Origin of the sequence: Streptomyces hygroscopicus subsp. hygroscopicus (assembly GCF_001553455.1) — a bacterium.
GTDB lineage: Bacteria > Actinomycetota > Actinomycetes > Streptomycetales > Streptomycetaceae > Streptomyces > Streptomyces hygroscopicus.
The window spans coordinates 1-19733 of record NZ_BBOX01000174.1; the positions used below are offsets into that span (position 1 = coordinate 1).

Sequence of the window (19733 nt, forward strand, 5' to 3'; positions counted from 1 at the left end):
CGCCACGGGCGCTGTGGGTGTTGATGCCCTGTTTCACCAGCGCGGCGGGCGAGCTGATGACGGCGGCGGCCTGGCGGGACGCGGGATCGGCGCTGGCGCTGCGGGCCTTGACGATCTCGTCGCCGAAGCCGGGCACGAAGCGGTAGATCATCGCGCTGGCGAAGATGGCGAGGATGATGATGGACAGCCCGGAGACGACGGCCGAGAAGGCGTCGGGCTTGTCGCCGGAGGTGGAGAGCGCGCCGGCGAGGGCCAGGACGGTGACGATCACCGGCTTGACGAGGATCACGGCGATCATGATCCCCGCCCAGCGGCGCACATGCCCCCACATGTTCTTGTCGACGAGGCCCGAGTAGACGGCGGTGCCGAGGAGCGCGCCCACGTAGAGGAGGGCGGCGCGGATGACGAGCTCGAGGCAGAGGACGCCGGCGGCGAGGATCGTCACGAGCGAGACGACGATGAGCATGATGGGGCCGCCGCCGATGTCCTCGTCCCGCTTCAGCGCCTGGGCGAAGGAGCCGAAGAAGGCGTCGTTGTCCGCACCGGTGCCGGAGGCGATGGCATCGGTGACGGCGTCGGTCGCGGTGACGACCGTATAGAGGACGAGGGGAGTGAAGGCGGAGGCCAGGACCGTCAGCCAGAGGAAACCTATGGCTTCGGAGAGCGCCTCGCCGAGGGGGACGCCGCGGATGGCGCGCTTGGCGACGGCGAGGAGCCAGAGGATGAGGGTGAGGACGGTGGAGGCGGCGAAGACGACGGCGTACTGGCGGAGGAACGCCTCGTTGGTGAAGTCGACGTTGGCCGTCTCCTCGACGAGCTTGGAGAGCTTGTTGACGAGCCAGGAGGCGGCGTCGGCGCAGCCGCGGGCCAGGGAGGCGGCGGGGTCCAGGGGGTTGGAGGGGTCGGAGCCCGGAGAATCGCCACCGCTGCCCTTGCACAGGTCCTTGAGCTGACCGTCATCGATGCCGTCGCAGCCGTCACTGGTGTGAGACGGAGTCGGGGTCGGTGATGGGGCAGCGGCAGCGCGTGTTGCCAACAGCACACCAGCGACTTGGACGCATGTGACTGCGGCGCTGATCGAAAGGGCACGACGGCGATTAACGGGCATACGTGAACCCTCCGAACCCTTGTACGGCATTGGCCATGTCCTCAGCCGAGGAGGCGGCTTGGTCGCGGCCGACAGGTGCCGGGCCGGTCTTCTGGGTGTACTGGGTTACCTTCCAGTCGCCCTTGATCCATTTCAGCTTGAAGGTATCCGTGTACCAGCTCTCGGCAACCGGATTCTTGGACCCTTCTCCTGCCAGGCCGAAGAGCAGTGAGTGCCAGACAGCGATCTGGGCCTCGTCGTCCTTGAACTTGAGCACCTTGGCACCCACCGGGTTGGCGCGGGAGACGAACGTCATGCCGTCCGGAGGATCGCCATTGTCATCGAGACCGGCGTTCGAAAAGATCTTGTTGTTGGAGAACGCCTTATTGAGTTCGCTGAGCCGTGCAGCAGCTACGTCCGGGGCATAAACCGCGTTCACAATCGCTTCGCGACGGTCTGCTTTGAACATGCCGTCGGACCCCAGCGCTACCGCGTAGTTCGCCGCCGCGCTCTGTGCCCCCTGGGCCGACTTGGCGAAGCCCGAGGCGATGCCGGTGGTGTTGTCCTTGCCTTCGACCGGGCGCTCGCCCGTGGGGGCGGTGGGGCGGGCTTTGGTGCCGGTGCCGCCGGTGTGGCCGTTGCTGGAGTCGCCGTCCTTGCCGCCGCCGCGGTTGACGAAGGCGATGGCCGCGAGGAGGAGAACGACGACGCCGACCACGGTGATCAGGTTGCGGCTGGGCTTGCCGGCGCGGCCGGGGGCCCGGCGGGGTGGGCCGTACGGGTCGCCGTCGCCCTCGGGCAGGCGGGTGCGCGTCAGGTGCCCCTCGGAGGCCGCGCCGCGGGCGCGGCGCGGGTCATGGCCCTCGTAGTCACCGCCGTAACCGTCGTCGCCGCCGAGACTCATCCTGCGTACGCCCCTTCGCCCGTGCCGAGCCTGCTGATCCTGCCGACCGCGTTATCCATGGTCCCTCTTTCGCCACCCGTATACGACGGTAGCGGTGAGGACTGACGCTCGGGCGCTCTGGTGTGAGTGGACATCAGGCTGACACGACCTCAGCGTGGGGAGCGAGAGCAGCGGGCATCAGGAAGCAGCCTTGGGTACGGAGAGTGGGGCCGGTAGGGGGAATCGGGGGCGGAGGCTTGCGGCCAGGGGGGTACGCCGCGCGTGAGGGCGCGGCTCGGGGGTGGGCGGGGGCGCGGCTAGATGGCCATGCCGTACACGATCGTGAAAAGCGTGCCCAGTGAACCGATGATGAACACACCGGTCAGGCCGGCGACGATCAGACCCTTGCCCTGCTCCGCGCTGAAGGTGTCCCGCAGCGCCGTCGCGCCGATGCGCTGCTTGGCCGCGCCCCAGATGGCGATGCCGAAGCACAGCAGCAGGGCGACCGCCATCACCACCTCGATCATGACGCGGGCCTCGCTGCCCAGGCTGCCGAACGGACCCCAGTCTGGGGCGATTCCGCCGATGATGGTGTTGATGTCGCCCTTTTCGGCTGCTAGGAACATGATGAACTCACCGCCCCTTATGGGTAGTTGTGTCCCCCCGCCGGTATGGCGCGGGTCAGCCTCTATCTTCGCTGATGAATCCGCTTCCGCATGTCGATTTGGCGGCATTTCTTAGCGGATCTCGTGCGTGTTGTGGGACACGGCCGGCCGGCGGACGTGTGAAACGTGTCAACAAAGTGTCGTATGGTCACTCTGTGTATCACGCGGGTGGGTGTTGGGCAACGATTGGTGAGGGTCGTCGGCGGGGCCAGGGGCGGGAGCGGGGCCGGGGCCGGGGGCGCGGCCCATTCCGCGGGCGCCGTGACGGTCCGTCGCAGGGGCGGCCGGCGCGCGGCCCGTCGCGGGGACCCCAGCGTGCGGTCCGTCGTGGGGACCCCAGCGTGCCGTCCGTCGCGGGGACCCCAGCGTGCCGTCCGTCGTCGGGACGGCCGGTCTGCGGTCCGTACGTACCGTCGGCCGGGCCGGGGCCGACCCGTGCCGGTCGCGGCGCCCGCGGGCGTCCGGCCCCGCCGCTCACGTCCCGGTGGGCTCGTCGGGCTCGGCGAGGTCGGCGAAGTCGTCGAACTCGCCCGCCTTGACCCCCTTGATGAACGCCTCCCACTTGGCCCGGGTCGTCACGACGACGGTCCCGGGGTCGTTGCTCTCGCGCATCAGGATCTGGTCGTCGGGGCCCACGGCCACCTCGATGTAGGGGGCGCCCTCCTCGCTGTCGGCGGGTGCGGCCCGCAGCCAGTCGAGTTCCTGCCAGTCGAGCCGTGTCATCTGCGGTCCCCAGGGTCGTGGTGCTCGGACGGCTGGACTCTACGCGTTCCACGGCCCGCGGGAGGCGGTCGAGACGCGGCGGCGGGGCGTGAGTGGCGGGGCGTGCGGGGCGGGTCGGCGGCGCACGGGGGGCGCGCGGCGGCGGCCCGTCGTATGGTTTCGGCTGGGCAGCGGCTGATTTTCGCCGTGCGTACGGAAACACGTTCGCACCGCAGGTGAATGGGGGAGGATGGCCGGGTGCGTAAGGTCTGGCTGGGTGTCAGTGTCGGTCTCGGAGTCTCCTTTTCCTTCGTCGCGCTGCTCGTCGTCGGCACCTACATGGTCGCGGCCAACCTCGTCGGCGGCGCGGGCGGTAAGGCCGTCGGGCTGGCGAAGGGCGCCGTTCCCGCCCCGTACGAGCCGCTCATCCAGCGGTACGGGAACACCTGTCCCGCCATCAACCCCGCGCTGCTCGCCGCGCAGCTCTACCAGGAGAGCGGCTGGAACGCGAAGGCGCAGAGCCCGGCCAACGCCAAGGGGATAGCGCAGTTCATCCCGGCCACCTGGGCCTCGCACGGGGTGGACGGCAACAAGGACGGCGTGAAGGACATCTGGGACCCCCAGGACGCCATCCCGTCGGCGGCCGCCTACGACTGCTCGCTCGCCAAGTACGTCAAGGACGTACCGGGCAACCAGACGCACAACATGCTGGCGTCGTACAACGCGGGCGCGTACGCCGTGATCAAGTACGGCGGGGTGCCGCCGTACCGCGAGACCCAGAACTACGTGAAGACGATCACCACCCTCGCCAAGAGCTTCGAGGCCCCGGTCCAGAAGGTCCAGCCCTCGCAGCAGTCGGCCGGGGCGATCTACTTCGCGCAGAAGCAGCTCGGCAAGCCCTATCTGTGGGGTGGGAACGGCACGCCGGAGCAGGGCGGGCGGTTCGACTGCTCGGGGCTGACGAAGGCGGCGTACAAGACGGTCGGGATCGACCTCCCGCGTGTCGCCAACGACCAGTGGAACGCCGGACCGCACCCCAAGCGGAACGAGCTGCTCCCCGGGGACCTGGTCTTCTTCGCCTACGACCTCGACGATCCGAGATCGATCCACCACGTGGGGATCTATGTGGGCGGTGGTTACATGATCAACGCGCCCTACACCGGTGCGGTGATCCGCTTTGACAAGATCGACTCGCCGGACTACATCGGTGCTACGCGGGTGACTCAAGATGGCGCAAAAGCGCTGCCGAGAGCGAACTCCGCGTAAAGATTCCCCCTGAGCTGCGACGATCGGTCACCCTTCGATAACGTCCCGGTGATCGTTGGGTTGAGAACGGAACCCCTGGCGAGAAGAGGGCGTTCCCTGGAAGTGGATCGAGCGTGGATCAGCGTGGATCGACGGCGGACCCTCCGGCGCCGGCCGCGACGACCACGGGTCGAAGGCATGACGGGGGTTGGCAGCTGCACGTAGCGACAGGCAAGAGATAAGGGGCCACGGCATATGGCTGGACTCGCACTGGACGGGTCGAACCCCGATGTCAGCCTTCTCTACGACATCAATGGGCTGGCGAAGGACGCCCCCCACTGGTTCGACCGCGTCATGGAGTTCGTCGGTGAGTACGGGATCATCATCGGCCTTGCCCTGGTGACCCTGGCCGCCTGGTGGAACGTGCGGAAGCGGCCGCGGGAGGCGCCGTCCGCCGTCGCCGGGCTGGTGTGGGCCCCGCTGGCGGCCGGGCTGGCGCTGGTGGCCAACATCCCGATCCGCGGCTTCGTCGAGCGGCCGCGCCCCTTCAAGGACCACCAGGGGCTCGACGTCCTGGTCGCCGGGAAGACCGACTTCTCCTTCGTCAGCGACCACGCGACGCTGACCATGGCGGTCGCCGTCGGCGTCTTCATGGCCCACCGCGCCTACGGGTCGATCGCGATCGCCCTCGCGCTGCTGGAAGGCTTCTGCCGCGTCTACATGGGTGTCCACTACCCGACCGATGTGATCGGCGGGTTCGCGCTGGGGACGGCGGTCACGCTGCTGCTGGCCCCGCTCGCGATGATGCTGCTGTCCCCCCTGACCACGACGATCGCCGGCTCGCGCGCCGGCTGGCTGGTACGGGCCGAGCCCGTCGCCGCCGATCAGGGCGCGGGCGAGGCCTTCCCGGAGCTTCCCGAGTCCCGCTCGGCGGGCGGCGACCGGGGCAACAAGGACCTGGCGGCGTAACGGTGGCGGGGTTCCGGCTGCGGTATGGCGGCATTACGGCCGCGGGGATCCGGCTGCGTAACCGCGGCAGGGGCCTGGCGGCGTAACGGCGGCAGGGCTCCGGCGGCCTGACGGCCCCCTTACGGAGACGGCAGAAGGCCCGGCACCCGCCGGGCCTTCTGCCGTCCTCGCGTATCCAAACCTCACAGCGCCTGCGGGAAGTCGAAGAGCCGGTCCGGGTCGTAACGCTTCTTCAGCCGCGTCAGCTTGTCGGCGGCCGAGCCGTAGTAGGCCGAGCGCCAGTCCTTCAGCGACGCGTCGGTGTAGTTCTGGTACGCGGCGCCGGAGGCGTACCGCCGCATCGCCGCATGGGCCTCGCCCAGCCAGGCGTTGTGCGCGGTGCCCGAGCCGCCGGCCGCCCAGGAGGCGGTGTACTGGGCGAGGAACCGCGAGCGGCGGTGGACGAAGGACGTGGCCGTGGGCGCGACCCGGTTGATCGCCCCGCCGAGCGCGGTGAGCGCGATGCTGACGGCGCCCCCGCCGCTGGTGCGCCGTCCGAAACGTTCCAGCTGGCCGAGCATGGCCCGTACGCCCGCCTGGCTCAGCGAGCGGTCGTAGAAGTCCGAGCGGGCCGCGTAGGTCTCCCGCCGCAGCACCCCGGAGGTGCTCTGGCCGGGCTTGTCACCGGGCAGATGGCAGGCGGCCGTCGAGGTGTCGCCGCAGCCCGCGTACCCGCGCATGGCGTCGACGTAGCCGCGGCGGCGCAGGCTGACCCGCGAGGCGGGGCCGGGGCCGCCCGGTCCGTCGGCGAGCCGGTCCACCGCGTTCTGCAGCGCGCCGTAGGTGCCCAGGGAGAAGCAGCTCACGGATACGGTCGGGGTGTGGCCGGGGGCGGCGGAGAGGTGCAGTGCCGACCAGATCTCGTCCGGCTGGTCCGGGCCCCACTTCTGCCAGGCACTCAGCACCTTCGTGGCCTTGGACCAGGGCCATGTCATATAGCAGGTGACGCCGTCGGCCGCCGCGTGCGTACGGAAGCGCAGTTCGGTGACGACGCCGAAGTTGCCGTTGCCCGCGCCGCGCAGCGCCCAGAACAGATCGGCCTCGCGGTCCTTGGAGACCTTGAGCGCCTTGCCGTCCGCGGTGACGACGGTCGCGCCGGTGAGGCTGTCGGCGGTCAGCCCGTACGCCCGGGAGACCACGCCGTGGCCGCCGCCGAGGGTCAGCCCCGAGATGCCGACGCTGGGGCAGGAGCCGCCGGGGACGGTGACCCCGTGGGCGCCCAGCGAGGTGTAGACGTCGATGAGCTTGGCGCCGGCGCCGATCCGTGCCTCGCCGGAGGCCGTACGGATCGACGACAGCGCGGAGACGTCGATGACCAGGCGGCCGTCGCCGCTCGACCAACCGGCGTAGGAGTGACCGCCGTTGCGGATGGCGACGGGGGAGCCGTGACGCCGGGCGAAGTCCAGGCAGGCGGATATGTCCGAGGTGTTCGCCACGTAGGCGACGGCGGCGGGGCGCAGATGGTCGAAGCGGGTGTTGTAGAGCCGGCTGGCGGAGGTGTAGTCGGAGTCCCCGGGGCGCACCAGGTCGCCTTGCAGGCCCTTGCCGAGCGCGCTCCAGTCGCCGCCCGTCGGCTTGCCGTCGATGGCGCCGCGCTTGCCCCTCGCGGAGGCCGAACGGACGTCCGATGCCGAGGAGGAAGCGCCGGGGGCCCCGTCGCCGCCCGCCTGGTCCGCGCCGTCGTCGCACGCGGTCGCCCATGTGGCGGTGGCCGCCAGCCCCGTGCCCGCTGCCAGCAGTGTCCGCCGGTTCATGGCGGTGCCCCTCCCTGTCGACGCTGTTCTCAACCGTCAACCGGACAACCGCGAGGCGGGCCCGGTCTCTTGGTCAGAGGGGGCGCCGGGGGATGTGGTTCCGGACGTGGCCGAAAAGTTGTCGGCGGACGGACAACTCGCACCGGGGCCTGTCGTCGAAGGGGGCGTCCGGCCGCGAGCGGCGTCTGGTGCGGGGAGCACCTCCCAGCTCGCGAGACGGGCAGCGGCAGCGTCCTCGTACCGGGCGAACGCGGGCGATGTTGACAGCGCGGCGAGGTGCCGTGCCGGGCGTTGGGAGCGTGGCGCCCTCGTTGGCGACAGGTCCTACGCGGGCGAGTCCGGTGAACCGCCTGCGCCGGACGGGGAGTGACGGGCCGTCGCGTGGGTGGCGGCGTCGTCGCGGGCGGTGGAGCGGGCGCGACGGGCCGGGCCGGACCAGCCGCAGGTGCAGCGGGCGATGGCGAAGGCGCCCTTCTCCTCGGTGGTGGTGCGTTCCTGGCGGGGGCGCATGCCGGCTGAGTCGAGCACATGACCACGCTACCGGGCCGTGACGGGCCACCGGTGCGGATCGTTAAACGAACAAGTATCAAGCGTGGACGAGCGTGGCCAGGGGGTCGGCGGTCGATGGAGTTCCAGCAGCGCGGGCTCGGCGTACGGAGACGGGTGAGAGCGGTCGCCGGGACCATGGCGGGCGGCCTGCTGGCCGTGTCGCTGGCGACCGTCAGCGGCTGTTCCTCCCAGACGGTGGCCGACGAACGCCCTGGCGCGGCCGCACGGGAGAGCGCGGTCGCGGTGCTGCACCGGGCCGCCGACGTGCTGGTCGAAACGGGCAGTTCACGGGTCCGTACGACCATGGAGACGGCGACGGGCGGGACCCGCGTGTCCATCCGGGGCAGCGGTGCCTACGACTTCGAGAAGCGGCTCGGCCGGCTGCGGCTGCTGCTGCCGAGGGACGCGACGGGGGCCGCCGAGCACGCGCCGATCACCGAACTCCTGGCCTCGGGGGCGCTTTTCATGCGCAATCGCGGCGCGGGCATCCCGCACGACAAATGGGTGCGCGTGGACACGACGGACATTCCGGATGGAAATCTGGTCACCGGCGGGGCCACGGATCCGCTGACCGCCGCCGAACTGCTGCGCGGGGTGCGGAAGGCCAGCCTGGTCGGCGAGGAGGGACTCGGCGGGGCCCTGGTGCGCCACTACCGCGGCACCACCGACATCGGCCGGGCGGCACGGGTCGCGTCGGAGGGTGCGCGGGGGTCGCTGGCGGCCGCGGCGCGCGGGTTCGACGAGAGCACGGTGCCCTTCGACGCGTATCTCGACGGACTCGGCCGGCTGCGCGAGGTGCGGCACCGGTTCACCCTGAGCGGCCGGGCCGACGGCCGGGAGGCGGGGCAGGGTCCGGACGCCGCCGGGCGGCGCGAAGCGCTCGGGGTCGCCTCGACGACGGAGCTGTACGACTTCGGGGCGCCGGCCGTGGTCGAGCTCCCCAACCCCACGGATATCTACACAGGAAAGGTCGGATCACCTCAGAAGTAGGCGGAGGGGCGCGCTTTGCCCTTCGAAATGGTCCATCCGTGCCATGCGCGGAGTGTGTACCGATCCCTACGCTGGGAAGCCGCTGCTCGAAAGTGCTCGCAGGTGCTCGCTGGAGGAGGTGAAACACGTGGTTGCGCGTCGCGGCTCGTCGGGCCCGGACCCCGTGGCCCTCGTCGAAATCGATCTCTACGGTGACTTGATGATCGCTGCGTCGAGCGCGGACGAGGACAGGCTCAGTACGGACCGTATCGACGAGGTGCTCCGGGTGCAGGCCGACCGATCAGATTCGGCCGAGGGAGCCAAGGGGACGAAGGGCATCAAGGGTGCCAAGAGCGTCAAAGGCGCCAGGAGCCCCAAAGGTGTCGAAGAGGTCGAAGGTGTCAGGGGTGCTCACGGTGGCGAGGGGGCCGAGGGCGCCCCGCGGGCCGAGGGCCCGGACGTCCCGTAGTGAAATCGCCGCCTCGCCGGACGGCTGCCCCTAAGGCCCCGTCCGGCGGAGGCGTAGCCCCTGGTCATGGCCGCGCCCAGGGGTCGCGCGGCCGGGCCGGCGCTCAGGTCCGCAGCAGCCGGGCGATGGCCGCCGTGGCCTCGGCGACCTTGGCGTCGACCTCCCCCGTGCCCTCCGCTTCGCCCTGGGCGGCGCTCTCCACGGCCGCGCTGGCGACGCAGTGGCGCAAATGCTCCTCCAGCAGCTGGAGGGCGAAGGACTGGAGCGCCTTGGTGCTCGCCGAGACCTGGGTGAGTATGTCGATGCAGTAGACGTCCTCCTCGACCATCCGCTGCAATCCCCTGATCTGGCCCTCGATCCGGCGCAGTCGCTTCAGGTGCTGATCCTTTTGTTTGGCGTACCCGTGGCCGCCGTGGGGTACGGAGTCCTGGGCGGAGGTCTGGCCGGACGCCTGGCCCCGCTCGTCGCCGTCGGTGGGCGCGGTGGTGTCGGTTGCCGCGGTCGTCATGGCGTCCTCCCGTTGGTCACTTGCTGTCCCCATATACCCCCAGTGGGTATATGGTACCGGCTTTTCCGGTCGAACCGGGCCCCCGTGCTGAGCACACTGCCCGATGGGCGACACTGGGAACGCCGGTTACCGTGGCCGGAAGATGCGCCTAGCATCGACGAGTCCCCATCCGCTGCATTCCGAGGATCCCCAGTGCGCTTTCGTCTGACCCCCAGGGAGACGAGCTTTTACGACATGTTCGCCGCATCTGCGGACAACATCGTGACCGGCTCAAAGCTCCTGATGGAACTGCTCGGGGCGGACTCCTCCGCTCGGGCCGAGATCGCCGAACGGATGAGGGCCGCGGAGCACGCCGGGGACGACGCCACCCACGCGATCTTCCACCAGCTGAACTCCTCCTTCATCACGCCGTTCGACCGCGAGGACATCTACTCCCTGGCCTCGTCCCTCGACGACATCATGGACTTCATGGAGGAGGCCGTCGACCTGGTCGTCCTCTACCAGGTCGAGGAGCTGCCCAAGGGGGTCGAGCAGCAGATCGAGGTGCTGGCGCGGGCGGCCGAGCTGACCGCCGAGGCGATGCCGAACCTGCGCACCATGACCAACCTCACCGAGTACTGGATCGAGGTCAACCGGCTGGAGAACCAGGCGGACCAGATCCACCGCAAACTCCTGGCCCACCTCTTCAACGGCAAGTACGACGCCATCGAGGTGCTCAAGCTCAAGCAGATCGTCGATGTGCTGGAGGAGGCGGCCGACGCCTTCGAGCACGTGGCCAACACGGTCGAGACCATCGCCGTCAAGGAGTCCTGAGCCCGGGCATGGACACCTTCGCGCTTGTCGTGACCATCGCGGTCGCGCTCTTCTTCACCTATACCAACGGCTTTCACGACTCGGCCAACGCCATCGCGACCTCGGTCTCCACCCGGGCGCTGACCCCCCGGGCCGCGCTCGCCATGGCCGCCGTGATGAACCTCGCGGGCGCCTTCCTGGGCAGTGGCGTGGCCAAGACGGTCAGCGAGGGGCTGATCGCCACCCCGACCGGCGGACAAGGCATGATGATCTTGTTCTCCGGGTTGGTCGGCGCGATCACCTGGAACATGGTGACCTGGTACTTCGGTCTGCCGTCCTCCTCCTCGCACGCGCTGTTCGGCGGGCTGGTCGGCGCGGCGCTCGCGGGGGCCAGCACGGTCCACTGGGACGGGGTGCTGGAGAAGATCGTCATCCCGATGATCCTCTCGCCCGTCGTGGGCCTGGTGCTGGGCTACTTCGTGATGGTGATCATCCTCTGGATGTTCCGCAACGCGAACCCGCACAAGGCCAAGCGCGGCTTCCGGATAGCGCAGACCGTCTCGGCGGCGGGCATGGCGCTCGGCCACGGTCTGCAGGACGCCCAGAAGACCATGGGTGTCGTGGTGATGGCCCTGGTCATCGGCGGTGTCGAGGACGAAGGCGACGCGATTCCGGTCTGGGTGAAGATCGCCTGTGCCGCGATGCTGTCGCTGGGCACCTACGCGGGCGGCTGGCGCATCATGCGCACGCTGGGACGGCGGATCATCGAACTCGACCCGCCGCAGGGGTTCGCGGCGGAGACCACGGCGGCCGGCGTCATGTATACGGCGTCGTTCATGTTCCAGGCGCCGATCTCGACCACGCACGTCATCACTTCGGCGATCATGGGAGTGGGGGCCACCAAGCGGGTGAGCGCCGTGCGCTGGGGCGTCGCGAAGAACATCGTCCTCGGCTGGTTCATCACCATGCCCGCGGCGGCCGGAGTCGCCGCGCTCAGCTACTGGATCGTCAACCTGGCCTTCGGCTGACTGACCGGACGTTCGCCCGCGGAAGCGTGCCGCCCGGCGTTCGCCCGCGGAAGCGTGCCGCCGGACGTCCAGCCGGGGAAGCCCGCCGCCGGATGTACCAGCGGCTACGTTACCGGACGTACCGGTGGATATGCCGCCGTACGCGCCGGCGGAAACGCAGTGGGCCCGCCCCCGGGAGCCAGGGGCGGGCCCTTCCTCGTCATGCGGTGGCACCGCCATGCAGCACCGCAGGACGTTCTGTTCCCCGCCGGCCGGGCGGGGCCCGGATCAGCCGAAGCGGCCCGAGATGTAGTCCTCGGTCGCCTGTACCGACGGGTTGGAGAAGATCCGCTCGGTCTCGTCGATCTCGATGAGCTTGCCGGGCTGGCCGACCCCGGCCAGGTTGAAGAAGGCCGTACGGTCCGAGACGCGCGCCGCCTGCTGCATGTTGTGCGTCACGATGACGATCGTGAAGCGCTCCTTGAGCTCACCGATCAGGTCCTCGATGGCGAGCGTCGAGATCGGGTCGAGTGCCGAGCAGGGCTCGTCCATCAGCAGCACATCGGGCTCGACCGCGATGGCGCGGGCGATGCACAGCCGCTGCTGCTGACCGCCGGAGAGCCCGGCGCCCGGCTTGTTCAGCCGGTCCTTGACCTCGTTCCACAGGTTGGCGCCCTTGAGCGACCGCTCGACGATGCCGTCCAGCTCGCTCTTCTTGTACGAGCCGTTGAGCTTCAGCCCGGCCGCGACGTTCTCGAAGATGGACATCGTCGGGAACGGGTTGGGGCGCTGGAAGACCATGCCGACCGTACGCCGCACGGAGACCGGGTCCACCTCCGAGCCGTAGAGGTTCTCGTCGTCGAGCATCACCTTGCCCTCGACCCGGCCACCGGGAGTGACCTCGTGCATCCGGTTGAGGGTGCGCAGGAAGGTGGACTTGCCGCAGCCCGACGGCCCGATGAAGGCGGTCACCGAGCGGGGCTCGACCGTCATCGAGATGTCCTCGATGGCTTTGTGGCTGCCGTAGTAGGCGGTGAGCCCGCTGACGTCGATGCGCTTGGCCATGTGAATCACTTCTCTTCTTCTTGGCCTCAGCGGCCGGTCTTCGGGGCCTTCCAGCGGGCGATGCCGCGGGCCACCAGGTTCAGGATCATGACGAAGGCGATGAGGACGAGCGCCGCGGCCCAGGCCCGGTTGAAGGAGGCGTCGTTGCCGAGCTGCCACTGCTCGTAGATGTAGTAGGGCAGCGACGACTGGGCGCCTTCGAACGGGTTGTTGTTGATCCCCGCGGCGCCGAAGACCAGCAGCACGATGGGTGCGGACTCCCCGGCGATACGGGCGACCGCGAGCATCACACCCGTGGTGATCCCGCCGATGGCGGTGGGCAGCACCACCTTGAGGATGGTGCGCCACTTGGGCACGCCGAGCGCGAGGGACGCCTCACGCAGCTCGTCCGGGACGAGCTTGAGCATCTCCTCGGTCGAGCGGACGACGATCGGCATCATCAGGATGGCCAGCGCCATGGCACCGGCGAAGCCGGAGTAGCTGAAGTCGAGGATGATGATCCAGAAGCTGAGGATGAACAGACCGGCGACGATCGAGGGGATGCCGGTCATCACGTCGACGAAGAAGGTCACGGCCTTCGCGAGCCGGCCGCGCCCGTACTCCACCAGGTAGATGGCGGTCAGCAGCCCGATCGGCACCGCGATGACCGCGGCGAGGGCGACCTGCTCGAGGGTGCCGATGATCGCGTGGTACGCGCCACCGCCGGGCAGGATCGTCTGCACGCCCTCCATGGAGTGGCTCAGGAAGTAGCCGTCGAGCACCGTCCGGCCCCGGTCGATGGTCTCCCAGATCAGCGAGAGCAGCGGGACGACGGCGAGCAGGAAGCAGACCCACACCAGGCTGGTGGCCAGCCGGTCCCTGGCCTGCCGGCCGCCCTCGACCACGGCGCCGAGGCCGTACCCGGCGAGGACGAACACCACGGCGGCGATCAGGCCCCACTGGAAGGCACTGTCCATGCCCAGGGCGGTGCCGATGCCCGCGCCCGCGGCCGCCGAGACCACCAGCAGGGCGTACGGGGTCCACCGGGGCAGCCGGGCCTGCCGGAGCGGGGCGGGGCCGGACGCCCGGCCCGGGGCTTCGCTCTTGTCGATCACGGCGTTACTCATGCGGTGCCCCCTCCGGTCACCTCTCCGCCCGCGCGGCGCGGAGGTGCGGCGTTGGTCGTTGTCCGCGGCTGGGCGGCCGCGCGTGCGTCGTTCATGCCGCGGTCCCCGAGTACTCCTTGCGGCGGGCGATGATCATTCGCGCGGCACCGTTCACCAGCAGGGTGATGACGAACAGCACCAGACCGGAGGCGATCAGCGCGTCACGGCCGCCGTCGCCGGCCTCCTTGAAGTGGCTGGCGATGTTCTGCGCGAAGGTGCCGCCCCCCGGGTCCAGCAGACTGGTCTCGATCAGGAAGTTGGGGGACAGCACGGTGGCGACCGCCATGGTCTCGCCCAGCGCGCGGCCCAGGCCCAGCATCGAGGCGCTGATGATGCCGGAGCGGCCGAAGGGCAGGACAGCCATCCGGATGACCTCCCAGCGGGTCGCGCCGAGCGCCAGCGCGGCCTCCTCGTGCATCTTCGGAACCTGCCGGAACACCTCGCGGCTCACGCTGGTGACGATCGGCAGGATCATGATCGCCAGCAGGATGCCGACGGTGAACAGCGAGCGGGCGGCGCCGCCCTGGTAGCTGAGGATCCCGGTCCAGCCCAGGTAGTCGTCGAACCAGGTGTAGAGCCCGGTCAGATGCGGGACGAGGAAGAGCGCGCCCCACAGGCCGTAGACGATGCTGGGCACCGCGGCGAGCAGGTCGATGACGTACGCGACCGGGGCGGCCAGCCGGCGCGGGGCGTAGTGCGAGATGAACAGCGCGATGCCGACCGCGATCGGGACCGCGATGACCATGGCGATGACCGAGCTGACGACCGTGCCGTAGGCGAGGACGGCGATGCCGAACCGCATCGGCGAGGAGCCGGTGTTCCACTCGAAGGTGGTGAGGAAGTTGGCCTCGTCCTTGGAGATCGCGACGGCGGCGCGGTAGGTGAGGAAGGCCGCGATGGCCGCCATGATCACGAGCAGGGCGATACCGGAACCCCGGGAGAGGCCGAGGAAGATCTTGTCACCGGCGCGGCCGATGGAGCGGGTCCTGACCTGGGGCGGTGACCCGGCGGCTGATGATATGGGTTCTATGTCCGTTTTCATGAGTTCTCCGGTCTGCGGAGCCGGGAGTGGGGTGCGGCTCCTTGCGCGGCGGTGCACCGGACGATGCGGCTGATCCGCCGCGGCGGTCGCCGCGGCGGATCAGCCGCATTCGGGTCAGGAGAGGTTCTTGACGCTCTCGCGGACCTTCGTGGCGATCTCGGTCGGCAGCGGGGCGTAGCCCAGCTCCTTGAGGGAGGTCTGGCCGTCCTCGCTGGCGATGTAGGTCAGGAAGGACTTGGTCGCGGCGAGGGTGCCGGCCTTGTTTCCCTTGTCGCAGGCGATCTCGTAGGTGACCAGCGTGATCGGGTAGGCGTTGGCGGCCTTGGTGTCGTACGCCAGGTCGAGGGCCAGGTCGCTGCCGGTGCCCTTGATCTTGGCCTCGGAGATGGCCTTGGAGGCGTTGTCGACGGTGGCCTGGACCGGGGCGGAGGCGCCGGTGTCCAGGTCGACGGTCTTGATGCTGTTCGCGGTCGCGTAGGACAGCTCGAAGTACGAGATCGCGCCCGAGACCTGCTTGACCTGCGAGGAGACACCGGAGGAGCCGTCGGCCGACTGGCCGCCCCTGCCCTCCCACGCCTTGCCCGGCTCGTGCGGCCACGACTTCGGTGCGGCGGCCTTGAGGTACTTGGTGAAGTTGTCCGTGGTGCCCGACTCGTCGGAGCGGTGGAACGCCTGGATCTTGAGGCTGGGGAGCTTCGCGTCCGGGTTCAGCTTCTTGATCGCGGGGTCGTTCCACTCCTTGATGTCGGAGTTGAAGATCTTGGCGAGGGTGTCCGCGTCGAGGGTGAGCTTGTCCACGCCCGGGACGTTGAAGCCGACCGCGATCGGACCGCCGACCATCGGCAGGTCGATGGCCTTGCCGCCCTTGCAGACCTTCTCCGAGGCGGTGACCTCTTCGGGCTTCAGCGCCGAGTCGGAGCCGGCGAAGGCGGTCTTGCCCTGCAGGAACTCCTGGATGCCGGCGCCCGAACCGGTGGCCTTGTAGTTGAGCTTGGTGTCCTTGCAGGCGCCGCCGTAGTTCTTGATCCACAGATCCATGGCGTTCTTCTGCGCGGACGAGCCCGAGGCCAGCAGCTGTCCCTTGCCGTCGCACTTGATGGTGGCGGCGGCCTTGGAGTCACCGCCGCCGCCCGAGGAGCTGTTGTCGTCGGAGCCGCACGCCGTGAGGACAAGGGCGCCGGAGACAGCGAGGGCACCGGCGGCGATGGCGCGAAGCCGGTTCTTGCGCTGAAGCTTCACTTTCAGGAGTTCCTTCCAGGAGCCGCCGGTGGGGGACGGCGCGCGAGATGGGTGGTGCGCACTTTTTGTGGTGCTGTGCGCGTGCGCCGGAGCCGTACTCGGCTCACGCTCAGTAGGGCCGAAAGTAGGCAGATCAGGTGAAGCGGCCTGAGGAGGCGAGTTAACGGGCGGTGAACCTCGGCCGTCAGTGTGGTGGCCATGTCACGGCCGGGTCACGGCCAGGTCGCGACGTGGATGACGCCCCGACGAAAGGCCGCGCGAGGACGCGTCCGACATCTGTGCGACACCCGTCCGGTGAACCGGATCGGGGTGGCTGCCGGGGGAACCGCCGCGTGTCTCTGTCGGATTGCGGTACGGCATGTCACTATCCGTCCCTACGTGCCGGTACGTCAGGTCTGGTGCGCGAAGGGAACGGGAGCGCGCACGGCCTGGGCGGAACGAGAGGAGACCGCGGGTGAGGCGGGACGGGAGAGGGAGGAGCGTGAGCGTCGCCGCGGCCACCGCGCTCGTCTGCGCGCTGGGCCTGCCGGCCGTGCCGGAGGCGGCGTACGCCGCGCCCGGCGATCCGGCGCCGGGCGGCGGGACCGGAGGCACCGTGGCCGGGGGCCGGAGCCTGGAGGACGTCCGTAAGGAGGTCGAAGGTCTGTACCGCAAGGCGGAGTCGGCCACCGACGCCTACAACCTGGCGCGGGAGAAACAGACCCGCCAGGAGAAGACCATCCTGAAGATCGCGCGGGCCGTGGTGAAGGCCCAGAAGGAGATGGCCGGGCTGCGCCAGCGGGCCGGGGCGATGGCGCGGGCGCAGTACCGGGGCGGCGGGATGCCGGCCCAGGCGCGGCTGTTCCTCAACAGCGATCCGGGCGACTTCCTCGACGGTGTCACGCTCGCCCGCAAGGGTGAGCAGGCGACCCACGGCCTGATCGGCCGTCTGGCGCGCACCCAGGCGGCGCTCGACCGTTACGCGGAGTCCGCCTCCCGGGAGTGGGAGCGGCTGGACCGGAGCCGGACGAAGAAGGCGGCGGCGAAGAAGGAGATCCTGCGCAGGCTCGGCCGGGCGCAGCGGCTGGAGTCCCGGCTGGCGAAGGATGAACGGGAGCGGCTGCGCCGGCTGGAGGAGGACAAGGCCCGGGGCGCGCAGGCGAAGTGGCTGGACACCGGGATACTGCGGGAGCTGGGCGACGGCGCCACCGCGCTGGGCCGGCGCGCGGTCGGCTTCGCGAGGGACCAGCTCGGCAAGGACTATGTGTGGGGCGCGGTGGGCCCGGACACCTATGACTGCTCGGGGCTGACCCAGCGGGCCTGGGCGACGGCCGGCCGGTCGATCCCGCGGACCTCGCAGGAGCAGTGGAGGCTGCTGCCGAAGGTGAGCGTGAAGGCCATGCGCCCGGGGGATCTGATCATCTACTTCCCGGACGCCAGCCACGTGGGGATGTACGTGGGCAGCGGCGCGATGATCCACGCTCCGCGGCCCGGCCGCCAGGTCACGGTCGCGGGCGCGGGCTCGATGCCGATCCTGGGGGTGGTCCGGCCGGACGCGAGGTAGCGCGGCCGGCCCGGCCGGTCACCGCGGCGGCAGTTCGTTCAGGGCCGTCGCGAAGGCGTCGTAGGCGCGCTGGTCGAAGAGGACGAAGCGGACCTCGTCGACCGAGGTGCCCGCCGCGCGGACGGTGGTGAGCGCGATCCGGGCCGCGTCGTCGAGGGGCCAGCGGTAGACGCCGGTGGAGACGGCCGGGAAGGCGACGGTACGGGCGCCCAGTTCGCCGGCGATCCGCAGGGATTCGCGGTAGCAGGAGGCGAGCGTGGCCGAGCGGTCCTCGGTGGCCGAGAAGACCGGGCCGACCGTGTGGATCACCCAGCGGGCGGGCAGCCGGCCGGCCGTGGTGGCGACCGCCTGGCCCGCCGGGAGGCCCTTGCCGTAGCGCGACGCACGCAGATCGCGGCATTCACCCAGAATGTCGGGACCGCCCCGCCGGTGGATGGCTCCGTCGACGCCACCGCCCCCCAGCAGGGAGGAGTTGGCCGCGTTCACGACCGCGTCGACCGTCTGCTCGGTGATGTCGCCCAGCGCCAGCGTGATGTTCGTCATTCCGGGATTGTCTCCCGGGCCGCCAAGTGCCGCAGGACGTGCGGCATATGACAAAAGTCGATGGCCGGAGGTCATTCCGCGAAACGGCCGCCTGGCGCTAAGGTCGGCTCGCAGTATCCGGCACCCGCGCCCTGAAGCCGCCGAAACCGACCGGTCGGTGTGTGTGCCGGAATCCCAACGCGCTCCACCGGTCGGCGGGGCGCGCCCTCGGGGGGAGGGAAGGAATCGAGCGATGTCCGTACCCGTGCCGAGGCAACGGGAGGCACCGGCCCCGCACGCCGGCCCCGCCACCCTGCCCGACAACGGGCTCACCCTGCTGGTGATCGAGGACGATCCGTCCGGTGCCTTCAACGTTCCCGAGATGCTGGACACCGAGGGTAACCGGGTCCGCATCCGTACCGCCCGCAACCTCACCGAGGCCAGCCGGCTGCTCACCGACGGGGTGCAGTGCATCCTGCTGGCCCTGCCGGGCCCCGTCGACGGCGAGGCGGACCCGCTGGCCGCCCTGCGCGCGGTGCTCAAGCTCGCGCCCTCGCACGCCGTCCTCGTCCTCACCGCGGAGGACGACGCCGAACGCGCCGCCGAGGCGGTGCGGGTGGGCGCCCAGGACTTCCTCTTCCGCGGCGAGCTGGACGGCCGGATCCTCAGCCGCGCCATCCGCTACGCCGTCGAGCGCAAACGCTCCGACCTCGCCCAGCGCCAGCTCACCGAGTCACGGCTGCGCGCCCAGGAGAACGCCCGGCTCGAGCGCGGGCTGCTGCCCACCCCGCTGCTGGACGGCTCGGGGCTGCGCTTCGCCGCCCGCTACCGCCCCGGCCGCAGCCGGGCCCTGCTCGGCGGCGACTTCTACGACACCGTCCGCACCCCGGACGGCACGGTCCACGCCATGATCGGCGACGTCTGCGGCCACGGCCCGGACGAGGCCGCCCTCGGAGTGGAGCTGCGGATCGCCTGGCGCGCCCTGACCTTCGCCGGGCTCTGCGGGGACCAGCTGCTCGGCACCCTGCAGCAGGTGCTGGAGAACGAACGCGCCGACGACGAGATCTTCGCCACGCTGTGCACCGTCGACATCGCGCCGGACGGCCGCCGGGCCGGGGTCTGCCTGGCCGGGCACCCCTCACCGCTGGCGATCCGCCCGAGCATGGCGCCCCGGCTGCTGCCCACCGAGGAGAACGGCCCGGCGCTCGGCCTGCTGCCGCACGCCCGCTGGCCGCGCCATGAGGTCGAGCTCGGCGGGGCGTGGAGCCTGATGATGTACACCGACGGGCTGATCGAGGGCCGCGTCGGACCCGGGGTGCAGCGACTCGGCCAGGAGGGCATGGTCGAGATCGTCGCGCGCCAGCTCGCGGAGGGGCGGCGCGGCGAGGAACTGCTGGACGCGACCGTCACGGAGGTGCGGTCGCTGAACGGCGGGGAGCTGACCGACGACCTGGCGGTGCTGCTGCTGGACCGCGGCTGACCGGCCGCGACCCGCTCCGGCACCGCCCGAGTGCACTGCGGAGTGCCGCCGGGCGCGCT

20 protein-coding genes are annotated in these 19733 nt (G+C 70.3%); 8 read left to right on the forward strand and 12 right to left on the reverse strand.

The window, feature by feature from the left end; genetic code table 11:
* The 4 genes from AXW62_RS19325 to AXW62_RS19340 all read right to left on the reverse strand — a co-directional run.
* On the reverse strand, positions 1-1108 hold a 1108-nt coding region (locus tag AXW62_RS19325; RefSeq protein WP_063817614.1), incomplete at its 3' end, for a hypothetical protein.
* The gene (locus AXW62_RS19330; protein WP_060945634.1) at positions 1098-1991 is read right to left on the reverse strand and encodes a DUF8175 domain-containg protein; all 894 of its coding nucleotides are present in this window, start codon (positions 1989-1991) and stop codon (positions 1098-1100) included. The genes AXW62_RS19330 and AXW62_RS19325, both read right to left, overlap by 11 nt.
* 296 nt (positions 1992-2287) lie before the next feature.
* Positions 2288-2596 carry a DUF8827 family protein gene (locus tag AXW62_RS19335; protein ID WP_009716148.1) on the reverse strand — a complete coding sequence of 103 codons (309 nt, stop codon included), beginning with the start codon at positions 2594-2596 and terminating at the stop codon, positions 2288-2290.
* 513 nt (positions 2597-3109) lie between these two features.
* Positions 3110-3358, reverse strand: coding sequence for a DUF397 domain-containing protein (locus AXW62_RS19340; protein ID WP_030837897.1), 249 nt, complete (start codon positions 3356-3358; stop codon positions 3110-3112).
* Positions 3359-3595: 237 nt separating this feature from the next.
* Here AXW62_RS19340 and AXW62_RS19345 point away from each other — a divergent pair, with 237 nt between their 5' ends.
* The gene (locus tag AXW62_RS19345; RefSeq protein WP_060945635.1) at positions 3596-4603 is read left to right on the forward strand and encodes a C40 family peptidase; all 1008 of its coding nucleotides are present in this window, start codon (positions 3596-3598) and stop codon (positions 4601-4603) included.
* 234 nt (positions 4604-4837) lie between these two features.
* Positions 4838-5551 carry a phosphatase PAP2 family protein gene (locus tag AXW62_RS19350; protein WP_060945636.1) on the forward strand — a complete coding sequence of 238 codons (714 nt, stop codon included), beginning with the start codon at positions 4838-4840 and terminating at the stop codon, positions 5549-5551.
* A 182-nt stretch (positions 5552-5733) separates the two neighbouring features.
* On the opposite strand, the gene AXW62_RS19355 is transcribed toward AXW62_RS19350, so the two are convergent.
* Together AXW62_RS19355 and AXW62_RS19360 are read right to left on the reverse strand one after the other, a co-directional pair.
* On the reverse strand, positions 5734-7344 hold the full coding sequence (locus AXW62_RS19355; protein ID WP_060945637.1) for an FAD-binding oxidoreductase: 1611 nt from the start codon (positions 7342-7344) through the stop codon (positions 5734-5736).
* Between the two features lie 324 nt (positions 7345-7668).
* Complete coding sequence (locus tag AXW62_RS19360; RefSeq protein ID WP_102865765.1) at positions 7669-7854, reverse strand: hypothetical protein; 186 nt, start codon at positions 7852-7854, stop codon at positions 7669-7671.
* Between the two features lie 114 nt (positions 7855-7968).
* Here AXW62_RS19360 and AXW62_RS19365 point away from each other — a divergent pair, with 114 nt between their 5' ends.
* Together AXW62_RS19365 and AXW62_RS39890 are read left to right on the forward strand one after the other, a co-directional pair.
* Positions 7969-8883 (forward strand): hypothetical protein, encoded by a 915-nt coding sequence (locus tag AXW62_RS19365; RefSeq protein ID WP_060945639.1) that lies wholly within the window; start codon positions 7969-7971, stop codon positions 8881-8883.
* A 199-nt stretch (positions 8884-9082) separates the two neighbouring features.
* Entirely contained in the window at positions 9083-9331 is a 249-nt protein-coding gene (locus AXW62_RS39890) for a hypothetical protein (RefSeq protein ID WP_169808150.1), read from the forward strand.
* A gap of 103 nt (positions 9332-9434) precedes the next feature.
* On the opposite strand, the gene AXW62_RS19375 is transcribed toward AXW62_RS39890, so the two are convergent.
* A complete protein-coding gene (locus AXW62_RS19375) occupies positions 9435-9839 on the reverse strand; it encodes a metal-sensitive transcriptional regulator (RefSeq protein WP_030837907.1) in 405 nt (134 codons plus the stop codon).
* A 192-nt stretch (positions 9840-10031) separates the two neighbouring features.
* On the opposite strand from AXW62_RS19375, the gene AXW62_RS19380 reads away from it, so the two are divergent.
* Both AXW62_RS19380 and AXW62_RS19385 read left to right on the forward strand, forming a co-directional pair.
* A complete protein-coding gene (locus AXW62_RS19380) occupies positions 10032-10652 on the forward strand; it encodes a DUF47 domain-containing protein (RefSeq protein ID WP_030837909.1) in 621 nt (206 codons plus the stop codon).
* Between the two features lie 8 nt (positions 10653-10660).
* Complete coding sequence (locus AXW62_RS19385) at positions 10661-11659, forward strand: inorganic phosphate transporter (RefSeq protein WP_030837911.1); 999 nt, start codon at positions 10661-10663, stop codon at positions 11657-11659.
* Positions 11660-11926: 267 nt separating this feature from the next.
* Here AXW62_RS19385 and pstB read toward each other — a convergent pair whose 3' ends face one another.
* From pstB to pstS, 4 genes are all read right to left on the reverse strand, one after another.
* Positions 11927-12703, reverse strand: a complete 777-nt coding sequence (gene pstB / locus AXW62_RS19390) for a phosphate ABC transporter ATP-binding protein PstB (protein ID WP_030837912.1) — start codon at positions 12701-12703, stop codon at positions 11927-11929.
* Between the two features lie 26 nt (positions 12704-12729).
* A complete protein-coding gene (pstA, locus tag AXW62_RS19395) occupies positions 12730-13809 on the reverse strand; it encodes a phosphate ABC transporter permease PstA (RefSeq protein WP_030837913.1) in 1080 nt (359 codons plus the stop codon).
* A gap of 91 nt (positions 13810-13900) precedes the next feature.
* The gene (pstC, locus tag AXW62_RS19400) at positions 13901-14890 is read right to left on the reverse strand and encodes a phosphate ABC transporter permease subunit PstC (RefSeq protein WP_060945641.1); all 990 of its coding nucleotides are present in this window, start codon (positions 14888-14890) and stop codon (positions 13901-13903) included.
* 114 nt (positions 14891-15004) lie between these two features.
* Positions 15005-16129, reverse strand: a complete 1125-nt coding sequence (pstS, locus tag AXW62_RS19405) for a phosphate ABC transporter substrate-binding protein PstS (RefSeq protein ID WP_060945642.1) — start codon at positions 16127-16129, stop codon at positions 15005-15007.
* A gap of 454 nt (positions 16130-16583) precedes the next feature.
* On the opposite strand from pstS, the gene AXW62_RS19410 reads away from it, so the two are divergent.
* Positions 16584-17672: a C40 family peptidase gene (locus AXW62_RS19410; protein WP_370682923.1), complete on the forward strand. Its 1089-nt coding sequence runs from the start codon at positions 16584-16586 to the stop codon at positions 17670-17672.
* A gap of 18 nt (positions 17673-17690) precedes the next feature.
* Here the strand turns inward: AXW62_RS19410 and AXW62_RS19415 are convergent, their stop codons facing one another.
* Positions 17691-18215 (reverse strand): O-acetyl-ADP-ribose deacetylase, encoded by a 525-nt coding sequence (locus AXW62_RS19415; RefSeq protein WP_060945644.1) that lies wholly within the window; start codon positions 18213-18215, stop codon positions 17691-17693.
* 232 nt (positions 18216-18447) lie between these two features.
* Between AXW62_RS19415 and AXW62_RS19420 the strand changes: the two genes are divergently transcribed.
* A complete protein-coding gene (locus tag AXW62_RS19420; RefSeq protein WP_030837924.1) occupies positions 18448-19674 on the forward strand; it encodes a PP2C family protein-serine/threonine phosphatase in 1227 nt (408 codons plus the stop codon).
* The last annotated feature ends 59 nt before the right edge of the window (positions 19675-19733 follow it).

Bases quoted from the DNA above. Each gene is read 5' to 3' on its own strand.
- AXW62_RS19330 (WP_060945634.1), bottom strand. From the start codon at position 1,991: ATGAGTCTCGGCGGCGACGACGGTTACGGCGGTGACTACGAGGGCCAT.
- AXW62_RS19335 (WP_009716148.1), bottom strand. From the start codon at position 2,596: ATGTTCCTAGCAGCCGAAAAGGGCGACATCAACACCATCATCGGCGGA.
- AXW62_RS19340 (WP_030837897.1), bottom strand. From the start codon at position 3,358: ATGACACGGCTCGACTGGCAGGAACTCGACTGGCTGCGGGCCGCACCC.
- AXW62_RS19350 (WP_060945636.1), top strand. From the start codon at position 4,838: ATGGCTGGACTCGCACTGGACGGGTCGAACCCCGATGTCAGCCTTCTC.
- AXW62_RS19355 (WP_060945637.1), bottom strand. From the start codon at position 7,344: ATGAACCGGCGGACACTGCTGGCAGCGGGCACGGGGCTGGCGGCCACC.
- AXW62_RS19360 (WP_102865765.1), bottom strand. From the start codon at position 7,854: ATGCGCCCCCGCCAGGAACGCACCACCACCGAGGAGAAGGGCGCCTTC.
- AXW62_RS19365 (WP_060945639.1), top strand. From the start codon at position 7,969: ATGGAGTTCCAGCAGCGCGGGCTCGGCGTACGGAGACGGGTGAGAGCG.
- AXW62_RS39890 (WP_169808150.1), top strand. From the start codon at position 9,083: ATGATCGCTGCGTCGAGCGCGGACGAGGACAGGCTCAGTACGGACCGT.
- AXW62_RS19375 (WP_030837907.1), bottom strand. From the start codon at position 9,839: ATGACGACCGCGGCAACCGACACCACCGCGCCCACCGACGGCGACGAG.
- AXW62_RS19385 (WP_030837911.1), top strand. From the start codon at position 10,661: ATGGACACCTTCGCGCTTGTCGTGACCATCGCGGTCGCGCTCTTCTTC.
- pstB (WP_030837912.1), bottom strand. From the start codon at position 12,703: ATGGCCAAGCGCATCGACGTCAGCGGGCTCACCGCCTACTACGGCAGC.
- pstA (WP_030837913.1), bottom strand. From the start codon at position 13,809: ATGAGTAACGCCGTGATCGACAAGAGCGAAGCCCCGGGCCGGGCGTCC.
- pstC (WP_060945641.1), bottom strand. From the start codon at position 14,890: ATGAAAACGGACATAGAACCCATATCATCAGCCGCCGGGTCACCGCCC.
- AXW62_RS19415 (WP_060945644.1), bottom strand. From the start codon at position 18,215: ATGACGAACATCACGCTGGCGCTGGGCGACATCACCGAGCAGACGGTC.
- AXW62_RS19420 (WP_030837924.1), top strand. From the start codon at position 18,448: ATGTCCGTACCCGTGCCGAGGCAACGGGAGGCACCGGCCCCGCACGCC.